Origin of the sequence: Paenibacillus sp. 3LSP (assembly GCF_032465655.1) — a bacterium.
GTDB lineage: Bacteria > Bacillota > Bacilli > Paenibacillales > Paenibacillaceae > Fontibacillus > Fontibacillus barengoltzii.
In genome coordinates, this window is sequence record NZ_JAWDJI010000030.1 from 16484 (window position 1) to 33451 (window position 16968).

15 protein-coding genes are annotated in these 16968 nt (G+C 52.7%); 9 read left to right on the plus strand and 6 right to left on the minus strand.

The window, feature by feature from the left end; all coding sequences use genetic code 11:
• The first annotated feature begins 188 nt into the window (after positions 1-188).
• Positions 189-3545 carry a DEAD/DEAH box helicase family protein gene (locus tag RW092_RS01655; RefSeq protein WP_316009341.1) on the plus strand — a complete coding sequence of 1119 codons (3357 nt, stop codon included), beginning with the start codon at positions 189-191 and terminating at the stop codon, positions 3543-3545.
• A gap of 390 nt (positions 3546-3935) precedes the next feature.
• On the opposite strand, the gene RW092_RS01660 is transcribed toward RW092_RS01655, so the two are convergent.
• A complete protein-coding gene (locus RW092_RS01660) occupies positions 3936-4388 on the minus strand; it encodes a DUF441 domain-containing protein (RefSeq protein WP_016312343.1) in 453 nt (150 codons plus the stop codon).
• Positions 4389-4419: 31 nt separating this feature from the next.
• Entirely contained in the window at positions 4420-5412 is a 993-nt protein-coding gene (locus RW092_RS01665) for a YpdA family putative bacillithiol disulfide reductase (protein ID WP_016312342.1), read from the minus strand.
• Positions 5413-5630: 218 nt separating this feature from the next.
• Here RW092_RS01665 and RW092_RS01670 point away from each other — a divergent pair, with 218 nt between their 5' ends.
• The 3 genes from RW092_RS01670 (at position 5631) to rsgA (ending at position 8440) form a co-directional block, all read left to right on the plus strand.
• Positions 5631-6098: a DUF3939 domain-containing protein gene (locus tag RW092_RS01670; RefSeq protein ID WP_316009342.1), complete on the plus strand. Its 468-nt coding sequence runs from the start codon at positions 5631-5633 to the stop codon at positions 6096-6098.
• A gap of 99 nt (positions 6099-6197) precedes the next feature.
• Positions 6198-6908 carry an HAD family hydrolase gene (locus tag RW092_RS01675; RefSeq protein ID WP_016312340.1) on the plus strand — a complete coding sequence of 237 codons (711 nt, stop codon included), beginning with the start codon at positions 6198-6200 and terminating at the stop codon, positions 6906-6908.
• A gap of 437 nt (positions 6909-7345) precedes the next feature.
• Positions 7346-8440, plus strand: a complete 1095-nt coding sequence (rsgA, locus tag RW092_RS01680) for a ribosome small subunit-dependent GTPase A (protein WP_316009343.1) — start codon at positions 7346-7348, stop codon at positions 8438-8440.
• Between the two features lie 85 nt (positions 8441-8525).
• Here rsgA and RW092_RS01685 read toward each other — a convergent pair whose 3' ends face one another.
• The gene (locus RW092_RS01685; RefSeq protein WP_016312338.1) at positions 8526-9308 is read right to left on the minus strand and encodes an alpha/beta hydrolase; all 783 of its coding nucleotides are present in this window, start codon (positions 9306-9308) and stop codon (positions 8526-8528) included.
• Between the two features lie 241 nt (positions 9309-9549).
• Between RW092_RS01685 and RW092_RS01690 the strand changes: the two genes are divergently transcribed.
• On the plus strand, positions 9550-10770 hold the full coding sequence (locus RW092_RS01690) for an MFS transporter (protein WP_016312337.1): 1221 nt from the start codon (positions 9550-9552) through the stop codon (positions 10768-10770).
• Positions 10771-10888: 118 nt separating this feature from the next.
• On the opposite strand, the gene RW092_RS01695 is transcribed toward RW092_RS01690, so the two are convergent.
• Positions 10889-11128: a hypothetical protein gene (locus RW092_RS01695; protein WP_016312336.1), complete on the minus strand. Its 240-nt coding sequence runs from the start codon at positions 11126-11128 to the stop codon at positions 10889-10891.
• A gap of 375 nt (positions 11129-11503) precedes the next feature.
• Here RW092_RS01695 and RW092_RS01700 point away from each other — a divergent pair, with 375 nt between their 5' ends.
• The 3 genes from RW092_RS01700 (at position 11504) to RW092_RS01710 (ending at position 13794) form a co-directional block, all read left to right on the plus strand.
• Positions 11504-12322 carry a hypothetical protein gene (locus tag RW092_RS01700; RefSeq protein ID WP_028538959.1) on the plus strand — a complete coding sequence of 273 codons (819 nt, stop codon included), beginning with the start codon at positions 11504-11506 and terminating at the stop codon, positions 12320-12322.
• A 143-nt stretch (positions 12323-12465) separates the two neighbouring features.
• The gene (locus RW092_RS01705; protein WP_028538958.1) at positions 12466-13275 is read left to right on the plus strand and encodes an SDR family oxidoreductase; all 810 of its coding nucleotides are present in this window, start codon (positions 12466-12468) and stop codon (positions 13273-13275) included.
• Between the two features lie 147 nt (positions 13276-13422).
• Positions 13423-13794, plus strand: coding sequence for a DnaJ family domain-containing protein (locus RW092_RS01710; RefSeq protein WP_028538957.1), 372 nt, complete (start codon positions 13423-13425; stop codon positions 13792-13794).
• A 91-nt stretch (positions 13795-13885) separates the two neighbouring features.
• Here RW092_RS01710 and gluQRS read toward each other — a convergent pair whose 3' ends face one another.
• Both gluQRS and RW092_RS01720 read right to left on the minus strand, forming a co-directional pair.
• A complete protein-coding gene (gene gluQRS / locus RW092_RS01715; RefSeq protein ID WP_085169446.1) occupies positions 13886-14860 on the minus strand; it encodes a tRNA glutamyl-Q(34) synthetase GluQRS in 975 nt (324 codons plus the stop codon).
• A 35-nt stretch (positions 14861-14895) separates the two neighbouring features.
• Positions 14896-16254, minus strand: coding sequence for a hemolysin family protein (locus RW092_RS01720; RefSeq protein WP_036700194.1), 1359 nt, complete (start codon positions 16252-16254; stop codon positions 14896-14898).
• A 79-nt stretch (positions 16255-16333) separates the two neighbouring features.
• Between RW092_RS01720 and RW092_RS01725 the strand changes: the two genes are divergently transcribed.
• Positions 16334-16968: DEAD/DEAH box helicase (locus RW092_RS01725; RefSeq protein ID WP_316009344.1), on the plus strand; the 635-nt coding region annotated here is incomplete at its 3' end.

Here is a 16968-nt window from a genome sequence, read left to right on the forward strand (position 1 = left end):
CCCTTGAGTTTGTTGGACCCGGGGTCTACCTCTAACCAACACGCCGACCGCCTTTGAGGCAATCTGTTGCATGACCGTGGATGTTACCGCATCCGCGGTCATTCCTAATTTAATCCAATTCTAACGTTATCATACCATATCACGCTTGATTCGGAAACTAGAAAAAGAACCAAAGGTAAGGTGACCAGATGCCGGCAAATTTTGAATTTCTGCAGGGACAACAGGAATATCAGCTGTTTGCGGACGCTTGCCTGGAGGCTGAGCGAGTACTGGGGACATCGCCGGCGATGGCTGCGATCGGGAGCCGCAAAGCATTGGAACTGGCTGTCAAATGGGTCTATTCGGCGGATAACACGATTCATATGCCTTATAAAGATAATTTGCAATCGCTCATCCATGAACCGACGTTCCGCTATGCGATGGACCACCAGACCTGGGGCAAACTGCCTTTCATCGTAAAATTGGGGAACCTAGCGGTACATACGGAGAAATCGATCAGCCGTAGTGAATCGATATTATCGCTTTCGGCCTTATTTGAATTTGTTCAATGGCTAGATTATTGTTATGGCGCCAACTACGAGGAGCGTTCGTTTGATGAGAAGCGAGTCCCCACAGGAAAGGTCGTTCTGGACGAAGCCAAGATCAAGGAAAAGGACAGCCTGATCGAGCAAAAAAACTCTGAAATCGAAGCGCTCCGCGCGCAAATCGCCGCCATGAGCGACCGGTTGACTGCCGGTAAGAAGGATCATCAAGAAGAACGCCACTTTAGACCGGTTGACATTTCCGAGTTCCTTACTCGCAAAAAATATATCGATGTCGATTTGAAGCTGCTCGGCTGGACGTTTGGTGATGATGTACGGGAGGAAGTTGAGCTCGAAGGAATGCCTAACGATGAAGGCAAAGGGTTTGCTGACTACGTACTTTATGGAAAAGATGGTCTGCCTCTGGCTGTTATTGAGGCGAAACGAACTTCCATCGATCCGAAAAAAGGCACACATCAAGCCAAGCTGTACGCCGATTGCTTGGAGAACATGACGGGACGCCGGCCGATGATGTTCACAACCAATGGGTTTGAAACTTACCTGTGGGACGATTTAACATCGCCGCAACGTAAGGTGAGCGGGATATTCTCTAAGGCTGACTTGCAAAAGCTGATGAACCGCCGCACCGAACGCAAGAAGTTGGATGAGATCGTGATCGATGATCGGATTACCGACCGGTATTACCAGAAGGAAGCCATCCGTGCGGTATGCGAAAGTATAGGTAGTGGACACCGCCGAGCTTTACTCGTGATGGCAACCGGTACGGGCAAGACGCGTACGGCATCGAGTTTAACGGATGTGCTCTCCCGAGGCGGCTATGTGACGAACGTCTTGTTTTTGGCGGATCGTACTGCTCTTGTTAAACAAGCGAAAGATGATTTTAAAAATTACTTGCCGCATATGTCTCTCTGCAACCTGCTCAGCAACAAAGATGATAAATCTGCCCGCATCGTCTTCTCCACGTATCCGACGATGTTGAATGCGATTGACACAGCCAAAAGTGAGGACGGAAAGCGGCTCTTTACTCCAGCCCATTTTGATCTGATTATCGTTGATGAGGCTCACCGGAGTATCTTCAAGAAGTATCGGGCGATTTTCGAATATTTTGACGCGTTGATCGTAGGTCTGACCGCGACGCCAAAGATGGACGTAGACCGTAACACTTATGAATTCTTCGAGATGGAAAATGGCGTTCCAACTTACGCTTATCCTTATGAGACAGCAGTTGAGGTCGACCATGTGCTGGTGCCATATCACAACATCGAAATTACGACGAAGTTCTTGGAACAGGGCATCACGTACGATGAGCTATCGCCGGAGGATCAGGCGCGGTATGAGGAGGATTTCACCGATGAAGACGGGGAGATGCCGGAATACATCCCGTCACCTGCGGTGAATGAATTCATCTTCAATCAAAACACCGTAGACACGGTACTTGAAGATTTAATGACAAAAGGCATCAAGGTTGCAGGCGGGGACCGATTGGGGAAGAGTATTATTTTTGCCCAAAATAAAAAGCATGCCGAATATATCGTGGAACGGTTCAATAAGCTATATCCCCAATACCGTGGGGGATTTGCCAAGCGGATCATTTCTGAGGACAGCTACGCTCAGTCACTCATTGATGATTTTAAGATGCCGGGGAAAGAGCCGCATATTGCCGTGTCCGTGGATATGCTGGATGCGGGGATCGATGTGCCGCAGATCGTGAATCTGGTCTTCTTCAAACGAATTCGTTCAAAAACGAAGTTCTGGCAGATGATCGGACGGGGGACGCGGCTATGTCCGAATCTGTTTGGAGACGGACAGCATAAGACTGGCTTCGTCATTTTTGACTACCTTGGCAACTTTGAGTTTTTCCGCCAGCATAAGGAAGGACTTCCCGGGAATGAAGCGCAGAGTGTTTCCGAGGCGATTTTTGCCAAAAGAGTTCGGCTGATTCATTTGCTTCAACATGCGGATTTTGTGGGGGAAGCGTATCAAGCGATTCGATTGGACTTAATTACCGTTGTCATCGGACAAGTTCGGGCACTGAATCCGGAACTGGTTTCGGTTCAACTCCAACGTCAGCACGTGGAGAAGTTTAAGGAGGACCAGGCTTATACTTATTTATCCGACGAGGATAAGCATCATCTCATTGCGAACTTAGCACCGCTCGTTTATATGGACGATCCTGACGAATTTGCCAAGCGATTCGACAATTTGATGTATGGACTCATGCTGGCTCAGATCGAGGGGACGCCGCAATTTAACCGTGGCAAGAAGCAATTGATCGATGTTTGCGACGTATTGTGCGGGCGTGCTTCCATCCTGGAAGTGACGAAACAGTTGCCATTGATTCAAAGGATCGGGACGGAGGAGTTTTGGCAGGAGGCCGATCTATTGACCTTCGAAAAGGTTCGTGTAGAGCTACGGGATCTGATCAAGTATACCGTTGATGAAAGTGGAAAGCGTAACCCGATCTATACGAATCTGGTGGATGAGGTATTGATGGTTCAGGAAGGGACGGCGATGTACACGGCGTATGATTTTGAGGATTACAAGCTCAAGGTCAACCGTTATATCGAGTTGAACCGCGATAATGTGGCGATCTATAAGTTACGGAATAATATCCCGTTGACTGCGCTGGACTATGAGAGCCTGGAGAAAGTATTCACTGGGGAGCTGGGGACCGCCGAAGATTATAAACGGGAATTCAAGGATACACCGTTTGGATTGCTTGTACGAAAAGTAGCCAAATTGGAAGTAGAGGCAGCCAATCAGGCGTTTTCCGAGTTTATTAATGACCAATCCTTGACGCAAGCTCAAATCGTGTTTGTGAAAAAAGTGATCGATTATATCGTCCAGAACGGTTATATCGATAATGTAGCCGAACTGACCAAACCGCCGTTTGATAAGCCGCAAAGCTTTATCAAGCTGTTTGATGGATGTAAACAAAAGAAGCTTGTGGATGTGGTGAATCAGATTAAAGAGAATGCGGTGCAGATCGTTTCGGGGGAATAAGAGAGGATGTCAAGCTCGCTGGCGGATGGTGTAACGGATCTAGAAGACCTTATTTGAGTCCAATAAGGTCCATCCCCATTCTCTAACGGAACGTACGGACGTTATTCGCAGCAAAGCGCCTCAAATAATCCCCAATATGCGCCAATTACGTCTTCTGGTTCCGTTAGGCTGGGAAATCGCCGGGAAATAGCGGAATAAGGTCATCTGGTTCCGTTAGAGTACTTCAGCACTATCTCCGCCAACCCGCGCACCAGCGTTTCCGCAGAACCGTGGCCGTACAAGCGCGCTTCCCTAACTCGCGAACCCGGCCCCGCGCATACGGACATACAAAAAGGCTGAACTCTAAACAATCGTTTAGAATTCAGCCTTCTTTTTTGCAGCTGATGCCTCTCACAGCTTCCCAATCACCAACGACAAGATGCCGGCGGCGATCAGCGGACCGACCGGGACGCCCCGGAAGAAGGCGACGCCCAGCACGGTGCCAATCAACAAGCCGGCGACGACGGTCGGCTGATTGCCCATCAAGGTCGCGCCGCGGCCGCCGAGCCAGGCGACCAGCATGCCGACGCCGATGGCGAGCAGGGACTTCCAGTGGAAGAAGGAAGCCCATAGCGTCTGGATGGAGATTTTGCCGCTGGCGACCGGGGTCATCACGCCGATGGTGAGGATGATGATTCCGAGCGTCAGGCCGTATTTCTCCAGCCAGGGGAAGGTTGTGTGCAAATGCAGCACGCGAAGCAGCAGCAATACAATCATCGCCACGGTAATCGGCATGTTGCTGCTGAAAATGCCCAATGCCGCTAGTAACAACAGCAGAAGGGCCGTTACATCAATTTGTTGCATGATCCACCTCCTGCGGTGAATACCAATTATTTTATACGTTGCTTGAGGTTCTCGCCCCTATGATATGCTCAGCGATCAGCTTCCCGTGACCGCGACCGGTTTCGATAAACACCTCGTTGGCGTTACGTCCGGAAGCGATAACTCCCGCAACGTAAAGGCCGGGCACGTTCGTTTCCATCGTCTCCGGATTGAACACCGGCTTCTCCATATCACCGGCCATTTCAACTCCGGCGGAGAACAATAGCTTACGATCAGGCCGGAACCCGGTTAACGCCAAGACAAAATCATTAGCCAATTCCGACGTAGTCCCGTCAGGTCCTTCGATAATTACGCGGTCAGGCAGGATTTCGATCACCCGGGATTTCAGGCGCAAAGCAACCTTGCCTTTGTTGACGGCACTCTCGAACAGCGGCCGTACCCAAGGCTTGATGTTTCCGGACAAGTCCTCCCCGCGATACACGACAGTAACCTCAGCGTTCACGCGTACCAGCTCCAGCGCAGCATCTACTGCGGAGTTGCTGCCGCCGATGATCGTTACTTTCGTACCGGTGTACGGATGCGCCTCTTGGAAGTAATGCGTCACCTTGTCGGTATTTTCTCCTGGAATTCCTAAAATATTGGGGTGATCGAAATAACCTGTCGAGATAATGACATAACGGGCTTGGTATTCCGCCTTCTCACCGCCGCGTTTCTCTGATCGAACCACAAACGAGCCGTCCGGCTGACGCACCACTTCGGTGGCTTCTTCATAAGCGAACACCGGCACATTATAATGATCACTAACCTTGCGGTAATAGGCCAGCGCCTCATGGCGGTAAGGTTTATCGTTCGCCGAAGCAAACGGTACATCTCCGATTTCCAGCAGTTCAGCGGTGCTGAAAAACTGCATATACGTAGGATAAGAATAGATGGAATGGACAAGACAATGTTTCTCTAGAACAAGCACCTGCAGTCCGCGACGCTGGCATTCGATGGCTGCCGATAGACCGCAAGGCCCTGCTCCGATGATAATCACATCCAGCATGGGAACCTCCTCATAGACATTCACTTCAAACGAATTTTTCAAAACACTTCCATCCTACCGCAAATGACGCAGAATTGCCAACCATCCGCTGCAGGTTGTGGGAAGGATGTGGCAATCCTATGAAATCTTTGGCGGACGGGGTTCAATGCAGGAGAATTGGAGTACACTAATAGTGTAAGCGGTTACCTTGGTGATTGAAGTTGAAGGAGGTGCCGAACATGCTGTCCTGGTTTAAAAAACGCAAGCCCAAACAAGTCACAATTCCTACGGCGATCAAGGTTACGTTAGATGAAGTTCGACGCGCCGTGCTGCGTTATGAAGCTGACATGCCGGAGAGAATCAACCGGTTGTCGCTGCTGCTGCCAGACGGAAGTCTGGATATGAAACGCCTGTCACGATATTTAGGCGGTGTGACGGATCAACGGTTTTACTTGTCGAGAGAAACCTATGAAATCTTTCCGGAAGAAGAGCGTGACATCCCTTATTATCTAGATATGGTGCAGGCTGCAGTAGATCATTATGTGGAGGAACGAGGCAAGCTGCCGGTGCTGGAGGATTCTCGCCAGTTGGAGGTCGATTATCGTCTACTGATACGAGAGCATTATTTGAAGGAGATGCCGCCGTTCCCACTGTACGTGACAGATCAGGAGATGTTGTTGACCCATCGCCCTAAACAAGTGATCTAAACCTGAAAAAGCGCATTTCTGGTGAGCCGGAAGTGCGCTATTTATTTGACAGATGTTTTACAATAGAGAGAGACATATGGGGGAAAGTGGGGAACAAGGTTGCAGCTAAAAGCCATACTGTTTGACCTGGATAATACGTTAATGGATCGAGATCACATGTTCCGCAGCTTCGCCGCTCAATTAACGCAGGAGTGCCTGGTGCCAATGGAAGAGACGCAGCGGGAAGCGTTGATCGCGGAGATGATTGAACGGGATAACGATGGATATCGGCCGAAGGAAGGCTTTTTTCAGGAATTGTTGGATTGGTTGCCTTGGCGTCATAAGACGAGCTTGGAGGAACTGAAAGCCTACTACAACCAACATTATATGACCTATGCAAAAGCGATGGATTATGCGGAAGAGACCCTGCGGTACTGCCGTAACCAGAAGCTCCGGTTAGGGATTATCACGAACGGACATAGCAAGCGGCAACACGAAAAAATCGATTTGATCCATCTGCGTCCGTACTTTGATGCGATCATCGTATCCGGGGACGTGGACATCCAGAAGCCTGATCCTCGGATCTATCAGTTGGCATTGGATCGGCTTGGGGTACAAGCGGAGGAGACTGTGATCGTTGGCGATCATCCCCGCAACGATATTTGGGGAGCGGCGCAGGCCGGGATTCGCGGCATTTGGCTGAAGCGCAAGCATGAATGGGACGAGTCGCTGGAAGGGGGGACCCCATGGCGGACGGTTCAGGAGCTGGATGAAGTCCCGGCGTTATTGGAACCATATACCCAGGAGTTATGCGGGACAAAAATGGATTGACAAAGCTTGCCAAGATCCCGTATGATGAGTACAAATTAGGATGAAGGAGGCTGTTATTTATGGTGAATGTACTTGTGACTCGTGTAAATACGGTCTCCTTAGCGGACAAATAAAGCGCTGCGTGTAACTTCCAATCGATGATCAATATCGATGGATTAAGAAGCAGGCAGCGTGAGGCCGCGGGACCGTTAGAACGTCCCGCGGCTTTTTTGCGTCCGCCGACTCCCCGATAGGGGCGGCGGGAAGATGGGGCACAGGCATGGAACTGCTGGACAGCGTCTCCTCAGAAGAGACGCTGGGTAGTTGTTGCTTCATGCCGAGGTGCCCAGGCTGAAGACGCGGGAGGTGAGGATCCCGCGTCTTTTTTTTTTGCGGCTAAGGAGACGGGGCAGTGTCGGAACTCAGATGAACCATTTTATCGACTTGGAGGAATTGGATTGAATTTAAATGAACTTGGATGGAACCCGGAGCGGGAGGACGCTTTACACGAGATGGGGTTAGAGCTGGTCTCACCGGGGCGGATCATCGCGGACCATGGCTACAAATATCGCGTAGCAACGGAGCGGGGTGAAGGTTGGGCAGAAATGAGCGGTCGCCTTCAATTTGAATCAGGTGAACGGAGCGAGTTTCCGGCGGTTGGAGACTGGGTTGCCGTGCGCTTCCTTAGTGATAGCGGCGGAGATGCCGTGATCCATGGTGTGCTTCCGCGCACCAGCCGCATCTCGCGACGTGCCGCCGGGTCGGTGCCGACGGAACAAGTCGTTGCAGCCAATGTCGACCTGCTATTTCTGGTGGCTGCGCTGAACCTGGATTATAATTTGCGCCGGCTGGAGCGGTATTTGATTATGGCTTGGAATAGCGGGGCTGCACCAGTCATTGTGCTGAGTAAAGCTGATTTATGCGACGATCCGGAGCGTTATGTGGTCGAAGCGGAATCGATAGCGCCAGGGGTGCCCGTGATTGCGGTCAGCGCTTTGGAGGATCTGGGACGGGAGCAAGTGGATGCTTTGCTGAAGCCGGGAGTGACGGTGGCTCTTACCGGGTCATCGGGCGCGGGGAAGTCGACGATCTTGAACTGGATGGCAGGGAAAGACGTTCAGAAAACTCAGGCGATCCGGGAAGATGACAGCCGGGGAAGGCATACCACAACGCATCGTGAGCTGTTTGTGCTGCCGCAAGGTGCTGTGATGATCGATACGCCGGGGATGCGTGAGCTGCAGCTATGGGACGATGATGGCGGATGGTCTGAGGCGTTTGGAGAGATTGAGGAACTGGTGAAGCAATGCCGTTTCAGCGATTGCCAGCACAAACGCGAGGCGGGCTGCGCGGTCAGGGAAGCATTGCAAAACGGTCAACTGGAGCGCAAACGGTTCGAGAATTATCTGAAAACGCAGCGGGAGCTGAAGTTTCAGGCAGCCAAGGAGCAAACCCGCCAGCGCTCTGTACGCGCCGCATCGTCAGGGAAATCGAGCCGTCGGGAGCCGCGCGGCAAAGGCGAGCAACGGCGGCGCTTCGTGAACGAATGGGAGTAGTGGAGCGCGACTCCCATCCGAAGGGCTGACAAAAACCTAGCCGGCTGAGAAGCTTACACCCAGCCGGCTAGGTTTACTTGTTCGCTTAAGCTTTGTTAGATTGAAGCGGCAGCCATTTCAACACGTCCTGAATCTTCGCATCCCAATAGCCCCACTCGTGGGAACCGGGTCCTTCCTCATAGGTGAGAGGCAGACCGGCGCGGGTGCAAGCATCGCGGAACGTTTGGTTATCCTCGTACAGGAAATCTTCCGTGCCGCAGCATTGGTACAGCTGAGGAACCGGCTTTCCTTCCTGCATGGCCTTGGCGAGCGGGTCCAGCAGTGCCAGCAGATCGTTGTCCGTGCCCTTAGGCCCGGATTCGCCGAAGATCCGCTGGAACAGGGGGAGATCATGGCGGCGATTTGCGATATCCAGCGCCCCTGACAGGCTGGCGGCATAAGAGAACATCTCCGGCTTGCGCAATGCCAGCTTAAAGGCGCCGTAACCACCCATCGACAACCCGGCAACGAAGGTGTCCTCGCGTCGTTCGGACAACGGGAAGAACGACCGGCAGAGGCGGGGAAGCTCCTCGCTGACGAACGTCCAATAGTTGTTGCCGTACGCCATATCTGTATAGAAGCTCAAATCCACCTGAGGCATTACAACGGCCAGCCCCATCCCCGAAACATAACGTTCAATCGAGGTGCGGCGCAGCCAGATTGTGTCATCGTCCGACATGCCGTGCAGCAGGTAGAGAGTCGGATAAGGCCCGGCGATCGCCGGCGCGGACATCCCGATTTGCGATTGTGCAGGTTCCGGCAGGATGACCGTCATGGAGGTGCTTAGTCCTAATACTTCAGAGAAAAAACGACATTGAAAGAGTGCCATAAATGCTCCAGCTCCTTTGGATTCATGTTCATGCCATCTCGGTATCACAACCTGGTAAGCGCTTACCGAATGGGACACAGATGATTACAATAAAGCTCATCCACCTTCCATTATATCTCGAACCTCTTGCTCTCGAAAATCTAAACTTCGAAATCTTTCGAACAGTTGGCAACAAATTGTGCTAGAATAAAAAAACGGGTTAGTTCCAGGGTTGGGAATAACAACGCTGGGGGTGGATGAAGTGGATTTCCCCTGGAAAAGAAATCTGTACGTGCTGTGGCTTGGTGTATTTTTTTGCAGCACCGCGTACTCCATGGTCATTCCATTCATGTCTCTGTTTATTGCTCATGATCTTGGAGTAACAACGCATCTCACTCTCTGGTCGGGGATTGCATTTGGGGTGACGTTTTTGGCCGGCGCGTTGATCTCTCCCTATTGGGGCTCGTTATCGGATAAGTACGGCCGGAAGCCGATGCTGCTGCGATCCGGCTTTGCGCTGAGTGCGGTGTATGTTCTTTACTTCTTTGTTCGAGATCCTTATCAGTTGATCGCTGTCCGCATCTTGTCCGGGCTCTTGGCCGGATATGTGCCTTCTGCGATTGCACTGGTTGCAACCAATACGCCGGAGAAGCATGTTGGCTATTCGCTGGGAGTGATGTCGACAGCCGGAGCAGCCGGAGGGATTATCGGACCTCTGGTGGGCGGTTCCCTCAGCAAATTCATCGGTTATCGAGAGGCGTTTCTGGCGTCAGGTGCCGTTGTATTGGTGTCAGCTCTGATCGCCTTGATCTTCGTAAAGGAACAGAACTTCGACCGCAACCGGGAGCGTTCGCATGTGCTGGATGATCTCAAGGAGGCGACGGCTAACCGTCCGCTGATGGGCAAGCTGCTTGTCGTGCTGATCGTCACCTCTTCCGTGATGGTGCTTGAGCCGTTGCTTTCGCTGTATGTGTTGGATTTAGGCGCCTCGGCTTCCGATGCTTCACTCAGTTCGGGCATTATTTTTTCGGCGGTAGGTATTTCTACAATTATCGCTGCACCATTCTGGGGCAAAGTTGGCCAGCGAATCGGTTACCACAACACGTTAATGATCGGATTGATCGGCGGCGGGGTCGGCAACATCTTGCAGCATTTCTTTCATTCGTTGGTGGGGTTCGGAATTCTGCGCTTCGTGTACGGTTTGTTCTTCGCTGCCGTGTTCCCGGCATTAAACGCGTTGATCGTACAGTCGACCAAACCGGATTTCCGCGGCCGCGCTTTCAGCTTGAATCAATCCGCGGCTCAGCTTGGCAATATGTTCGGACCAATTGCCGGCGGGGCGTTAGGGTCCTGGATCTCCATTCCGGTGGTGTTTGTCCTGAACGGGGCCATCTTAGCCGTAACGGCCATGACGCTTCGATTCAAGTCCCTCTTTGGAAACCGCCGCTTGACCGAAAGCGAAGGTACCAAGATGCGAGGGTAGTCGGAACGAAACAGAACATAAGAAGAATGTCGATTTTGAAAAGAAAGGCTCCGTACCATCAGCAAGCTGCTAAGGTACGGAGCCTTTCTTCAACGAAACGGTCGCAACGAGAACTAGATTAATAGAGCGAGAGCGCAAGCGAATCATATTCGCTCTTGCTGTGGAGAATTGCTTCAGAGCCTTCGATTTCAATGCTGATTAAGGAGTTCAAGCACTTCTTCAAAGCTTGCTTGCCGTTATAGTATTTGTATTCGAGCGCGCTCGTCAGCAACTTCAAAGTACGCTGCACAGGTTGCTTGCTATCGACATTGAAATAAACGGGAACCAGATTATTTTGGAAGTTAATTAGGATTTTCATTAGAATCACCTCTATACAGTGGTTTCATATTAAACATTGTAGATCGAAAAACTTAAGAAAAGCTTAAAAAAAGATGATATTTCGATTAATGTTTAATGACAGCGAACGAAACAGGACGGAAGTCTCGGTTTGGCACGCTTACATCAGTATTACGGATAGGCAGATCAAAAAGTTTCATGCTCTATGAAAAATTGTGCTTCACCTCCTATTTTTATGGGTACATTGTAATAGATTGGTAAAAAATTCCGAGCACAGGCAATTTGAATAGTGGTATGATTACTGCATCGGAAGCGGGATAAGGACACGCCGAGATCATACCGGCTGTTAGGTCAAGCATCGGAAGCGAGGCCCAATCTGTAGGAGGTGGAAGAATTGATGACAGATTCCTCCCGCAAGGAAAATGTGACGCTTCAAGCGAAAGAATGGCTAAATTTGATAGAGCGGTTAGGAATTCAAACGTGGCAGGATCCAGAGCATCCCTTTCACGTTTTTTTGCAGGAGATGCTAGATTCTGACGCTGAAGGCACGCGTGAGACGCTAAACAGCAAGGATGAGGTGTTGGGGACAGCCCAAGGAGCTCGGATCAGCTTGCCGCAGCACGTCTTAGACGACCTGACCGCCGCATCTGCGGCCGTCAAGGCTTGCCGGCTATCCTTTACTTGCGGAAAGCAAACCTTTGAGGAATATCTGCATATCACCGGCAACCAGATTATCCGATTCAGACGGCTGCCTGGGAAATTCAACCGCTTATACGTAGAACGAATCATCGAAGGGAAACAACTTAGCGTTTTGTTAGCCGGTCGGATGAAGTGGAACTCGCGTACACCGGGGGAGCTTCCCGCCTTAATGATGTCCAGAAAACAATTTGACGCAGCGCTATGTCAAGCCCGGGAGCTGGATCTGAACCGCTTGGCCACCCTCCTGGCAGACATGACGAATGATGAAGAAGGCAGTATCGCCTTAGCCAAATGTATGAAATCTCCACTCGCGCAAGGGGATATCCGGTTCTATGCGAATTGCGGCGGACGCTGGGAGATTCAGCAAATGCAGTTTATGAACAATACGCAGTTCAATTGGTTGATCCGATGCAGCGCAAAGGACGAAGAGGATTGGATGATCGCGACGCCTACACCCCGCCAGCAATTTCAGAAGATCTTGCTGAAGTGGTTTCGTAAGCCGCATAACGCGGAGTGAGGGGGAGATGAGAGAACCCAAGTTTTTTCATGGTCCAAACCAGCCATCCTTGACTAAAAAACACTCCGAAATGGGCAATCTGGATAGTGGCAGGTAATCAGTTTCGCTGAATGAACCCATTTCATCTTCAGGAGTGTGAAGCCATGACAAGCAATCAGACGACGAACCGCGAACGGTTCCAGGGTAAAACGGCGATTATCACCGGAGCCGGTTCCGGGATCGGCAAGGCGGCTGCGGTGAAGCTGGCCAGCGAAGGGGCGAAGGTTGCGCTGTTCGATCTGTTGGATGAACGCACGGAGCAGACGGCGCGAGAGATCAATGCGATGCATGAGGGGGCGGCCCGTGCGTTTGATGTCGACGTGGCGGACCCGGCGCGGGTCGAACAGGCGGTGCGCGAAGCTGCTGAGCAATTTGGCGGCATCGACATCGTCTTCGCGAATGCCGGCATCAACGGCAAGCTGGCGCCCGTCGAGGATCTGAGCTTCGAGGATTGGGAGAAGACGCTGAGCATCAATTTGACGGGCACGTTCCTGACCGTGAAATATACCGTTCCTTACTTAAAACAACGGGGCGGCGGCAGTATTATCATTACCAGTTCCATTAACGGCAATGATAAATTCTCCGGCTTCGGGATGTCGGCTTATAGTACGACGAAAGCGGGACAAGTAGCTTTTGCGAAAATGCTGGCCTTGGAGCTGGCCCAATTCAAAATTCGCGTAAATGCGATCAGCCCCGGCGCCATCGCTACCAACATCGATGCTTCAACCGAGAAGACCAAGGAGCTTCAGGAGATCGTTATTCCGGTTAAATATCCAAAGGGCTCACAGCCCTTGGCGGACGGCCCGGGCCAACCAGAGAATGTGGCGGATCTCGTTGCCTTTTTGGCTTCGGACGAGTCCATCCATATTACCGGAGCCCGAATTGTGATCGATGGGGCGGAGTCGTTGCTATAATGTTTCACCTAGAGTGAAACGAGCCAATGAGATGAACGCTTTCGCAAACGCGGAGGCGTTTTTTTTTTGAAGATATCAGATGGGCATCTGTAAATGAATCCCGATGAAGCTGTGGTATGATACTGGAAGGATAAAGCTTGAGGAGGGATGGAGATGCTGTCCTGGTTAGCGGAACAGAAGATTGCAGAAGCGATGGCCCGCGGGGAGTTTGATCATTTGCCCGGGAAAGGTAAGCCGCTGAAGGTGGAGGACTTATCCGGGGTTCCCGAGGATTTGCGAATGGCCTATAAGCTGATGAAAAATGCGGGGTATGTTCCCGAAGAAGTTCAACTGCAGCAGGAGATGGTCCGGCTGGCCGATTTGCTTGCCGCCTGCGAGGACGGGCCGGAGAAGCAGACATTAAAGAAGCGGCTGACGGAGCAGCAGCTGCGGCTTAATCTACTCATGAGCGAGCGCGGTTTATCAGCGAATCCGGCGTTCCGGCAGTATGAAGAAGCCATCCGCCGGAAGCTGGAATAGGAAGCTGGAGTCTGCTGAACACTAGAATACCAGTGTGAGGGAAGCTGAGAAGGGGGACAGAACAGAGGGCTCGCACCAGTTAGGGCGTAAGCTAGGCAGTAGCTGTGTCACTCATCAGCTTCTGTATCATGGCTTCAGTTAACACAAACGGCTCCCGCGAGATCCGGTCCATTCGGAAGCTGGGAATCAACTCGTTGGCCTTTACAGCTTCCGGGCGCTCGATTAAGCCGCTGATGTAGGCAAGCCAGCCGATGACCGTCTCCGGCTTCGTCCCGGCGGCGCGCAGTGCGGGAAGCCCCAAGTCGCCATGGCGTTTGGCCAACCGCCGTCCGTCCTCGCCAAGGATAAGCGGGGCGTGAGCGAACTTCGGCGGTGTCAAATCTAACGCAGCATAGAGATGGAGCTGGCGGGGCGTGGAGTCGAGCAAGTCGTCACCGCGCAGCACATCGGTGATCCCCATCAGGGCATCATCTACAGTCACCGCCAGTTGATAAGAATACATATGATCGGCCCGACGCACGACAAAATCCCCGCCGCTGCCCGGCGGGAAGACCTGCGGCCCGGCGATCCCGTCGACGAAGCGAATTTCCTCCGGACCAATTGCAAAGCGGAGTGACGGATCTTTGTGCTGCGCTCGGCGTTGCTGCTCCTCCGGGCTTAAGGCGCGGCAAGTGCCGGGATAGGGAGCCCCTTCTGAGGACAAGCCGTGCGGTGCCCCAGCCACCGCGAGCAGCTCCGCCCGGCTGCAGAAGCAAGGGTATAGCCGGCCAGCGGCGTCCAGCTTGGCCAGCGCCTCCTCATAAAGCTCGGTCCGTTCGCTTTGCAGGTAAGGACCGGACGCCTCCGAGGCGCCCGGTCCTTCATCCCAGTCTAACCCCAACCAGCGAAGATCGGCGAGAATCCGTTCCGTGATCGCCGGCTTGGAGCGTTGGGTGTCGATATCTTCAATGCGCAGCACGAAGGTTCCTCCCGCTGCGCGCATTTGCAACCAGGAGAGCAGTGCGATTTTCGCGTTACCCAGGTGCATGTCGCCGGATGGCGTAGGTGCAAATCGTCCGCGTTTCATGATGCTTCACTTCCTCGATTGTTCACTTTTACGTATTATAAGCCTGCTTCGGGCTCTTGAGCGTTCCGGGCTTCGTCACCGCCCTCTGATGTATAAGCACTGTCCATATGAGGCGTGTCCAGCCTTTGGATTTCGATTTTCCGGATCCGGCTGTCTTCGCGCTCGAGGACCGTAAATTGCAAGTCTCCATAGACCAACTGGGTTCCTTCTTCGATGTCCAGGTTATGCCCATAGATCCAACCGCCGATCGTATCCGCCTCGTCTTCCTCCAAATCGGCGTCCAGCAACTCGTTAATCAGCGATACGGAAACTTTGCCGTCAACAATGAGGTGATTCGCCGCGACCTCGGTAATTTCCTGCTCTTCCTCCGCATCGAATTCATCGCGGATGTCGCCGACGATTTCTTCCAGAATGTCCTCGATGGTCACCATCCCGCTTGTACCGCCGTATTCGTCAATCAGCACGGCCATATGCGAACGTTCCTTCTGCATCTTGGTCAGCAGGGCCGGAAGGGGGATATTTTCCGAGACGGTCATCACAGGACGCACGAGGGAAGCCAAAGGGACATCGGCCTGATCCTCGGGAGCCAGGAACAACGCTTTTGTATTTATCACCCCGATAATATTATCTTTATTTCCACGAATGACAGGAAATCGGGTGTATTGCTCCTGTCGAATCATTCTCAGGTTCTCCTCGCGGGATTTAGCTGCATCCAAGCAGACCATATCGGTTCTCGGAACCATGATATCTTTGGCGAGCAGATCATCAAAGGCGAAAATTCGGTTCATGAAGCGGTACTCGCTCTTGTTAATCCGGCCGCTGGCCAGGCTTTCGCTCAGCAACATCCGAAGCTCCTCCTCGCTGTGCGCGTCGTCCCAGTCCGCCGCAGGTTTCAGGCCAAGCCATGCTACGATGCGGCCGGAGGAACGGTTGAGCAGCCAGAGGAACGGGGATAGCAGGGTGCTCAATACCAAGAGCGGCCGGGCAAATGCCAGGATGATGGCTTCGCCCCGTTGGGCTGCCAGCACCTGCGGAACTAATCCGCCAAGCACAACATGCAGGTAGGTAATCGACACGAACGCGATAAGAAAAGAGAAAAAGGTTTCTACGGACTCCGATAAGGGCAGCCGAACAAAGATCGGCGCAAGCAGGCTGCGAACAATTGGCTGGCCCAGCCATCCCAGAGTCAGGGAGTTCACCGTAATGGCCAGTTGGCAGGCTGACAACGCCTGATCGATCCGTTGCGACAGGGCGCGAAGTGCGGACGCTCCACGTCGGCCTTCCCGCGCCCAAGCTTCGATGGTCCGCGGGTGTAACGCACGCAGTGATGCTTCAATGATGACAAACAATGCGGTAAGTACGATCAGCAGTAAAAGGACGAGCAGCTTTAGCAATCGTTTTTCCTCCGATCCCTTCGTTTCTTAGCACCGTATGGTAAAATGTTCTCATAGTGTAACCCGTAAGGAGAGAATCATGACAAAGCTTCCTTTGCCTATTGATGAAGTCATCCCTGAGCTGCAACAAGCGCTTGACCAAGCGGGAACTGCCGTGCTGCTGGCGGAGCCCGGGGCAGGCAAAACGACGCGTGTTCCGCTGTCGCTCCTAAGCGAACCTTGGCTTGGGGGACAGCGGATTTTGCTGCTGGAGCCGCGGCGTTTGGCAGCACGGGCTGCGGCTGTCTATATGGCGTCCCAGCTTGGTGAAGCGGTGGGTGAGACGGTGGGCTACCGTATGCGGGATGACAGCCGAGTGTCGGCGAACACGCGGATCACGGTCGTCACCGAAGGGATTTTGACGCGAATGCTGCAGCAGGACCCGGCCTTAATCGGGACAGGCCTGGTCATTTTCGACGAATTTCATGAGCGCAGTCTGCATGCTGATCTGGGTCTCGCTCTGGCTTGGCAAAGCCGCCAGCTGCTTCGTGACGACCTGCGGCTGCTTGTGATGTCGGCGACATTGGACGCTCGGCCGATCGCCGAGATGCTGGATGGTGCGCCAGTAGTGCAAAGCCGGGGACGCATGTTCCCGGTGGAGACGGTATATGCGCCGGGAGCTGCAAACGAGCCGCTGGAACGGAAGGTGCACCGGGCGGTTCGCCGGGCCCTTGC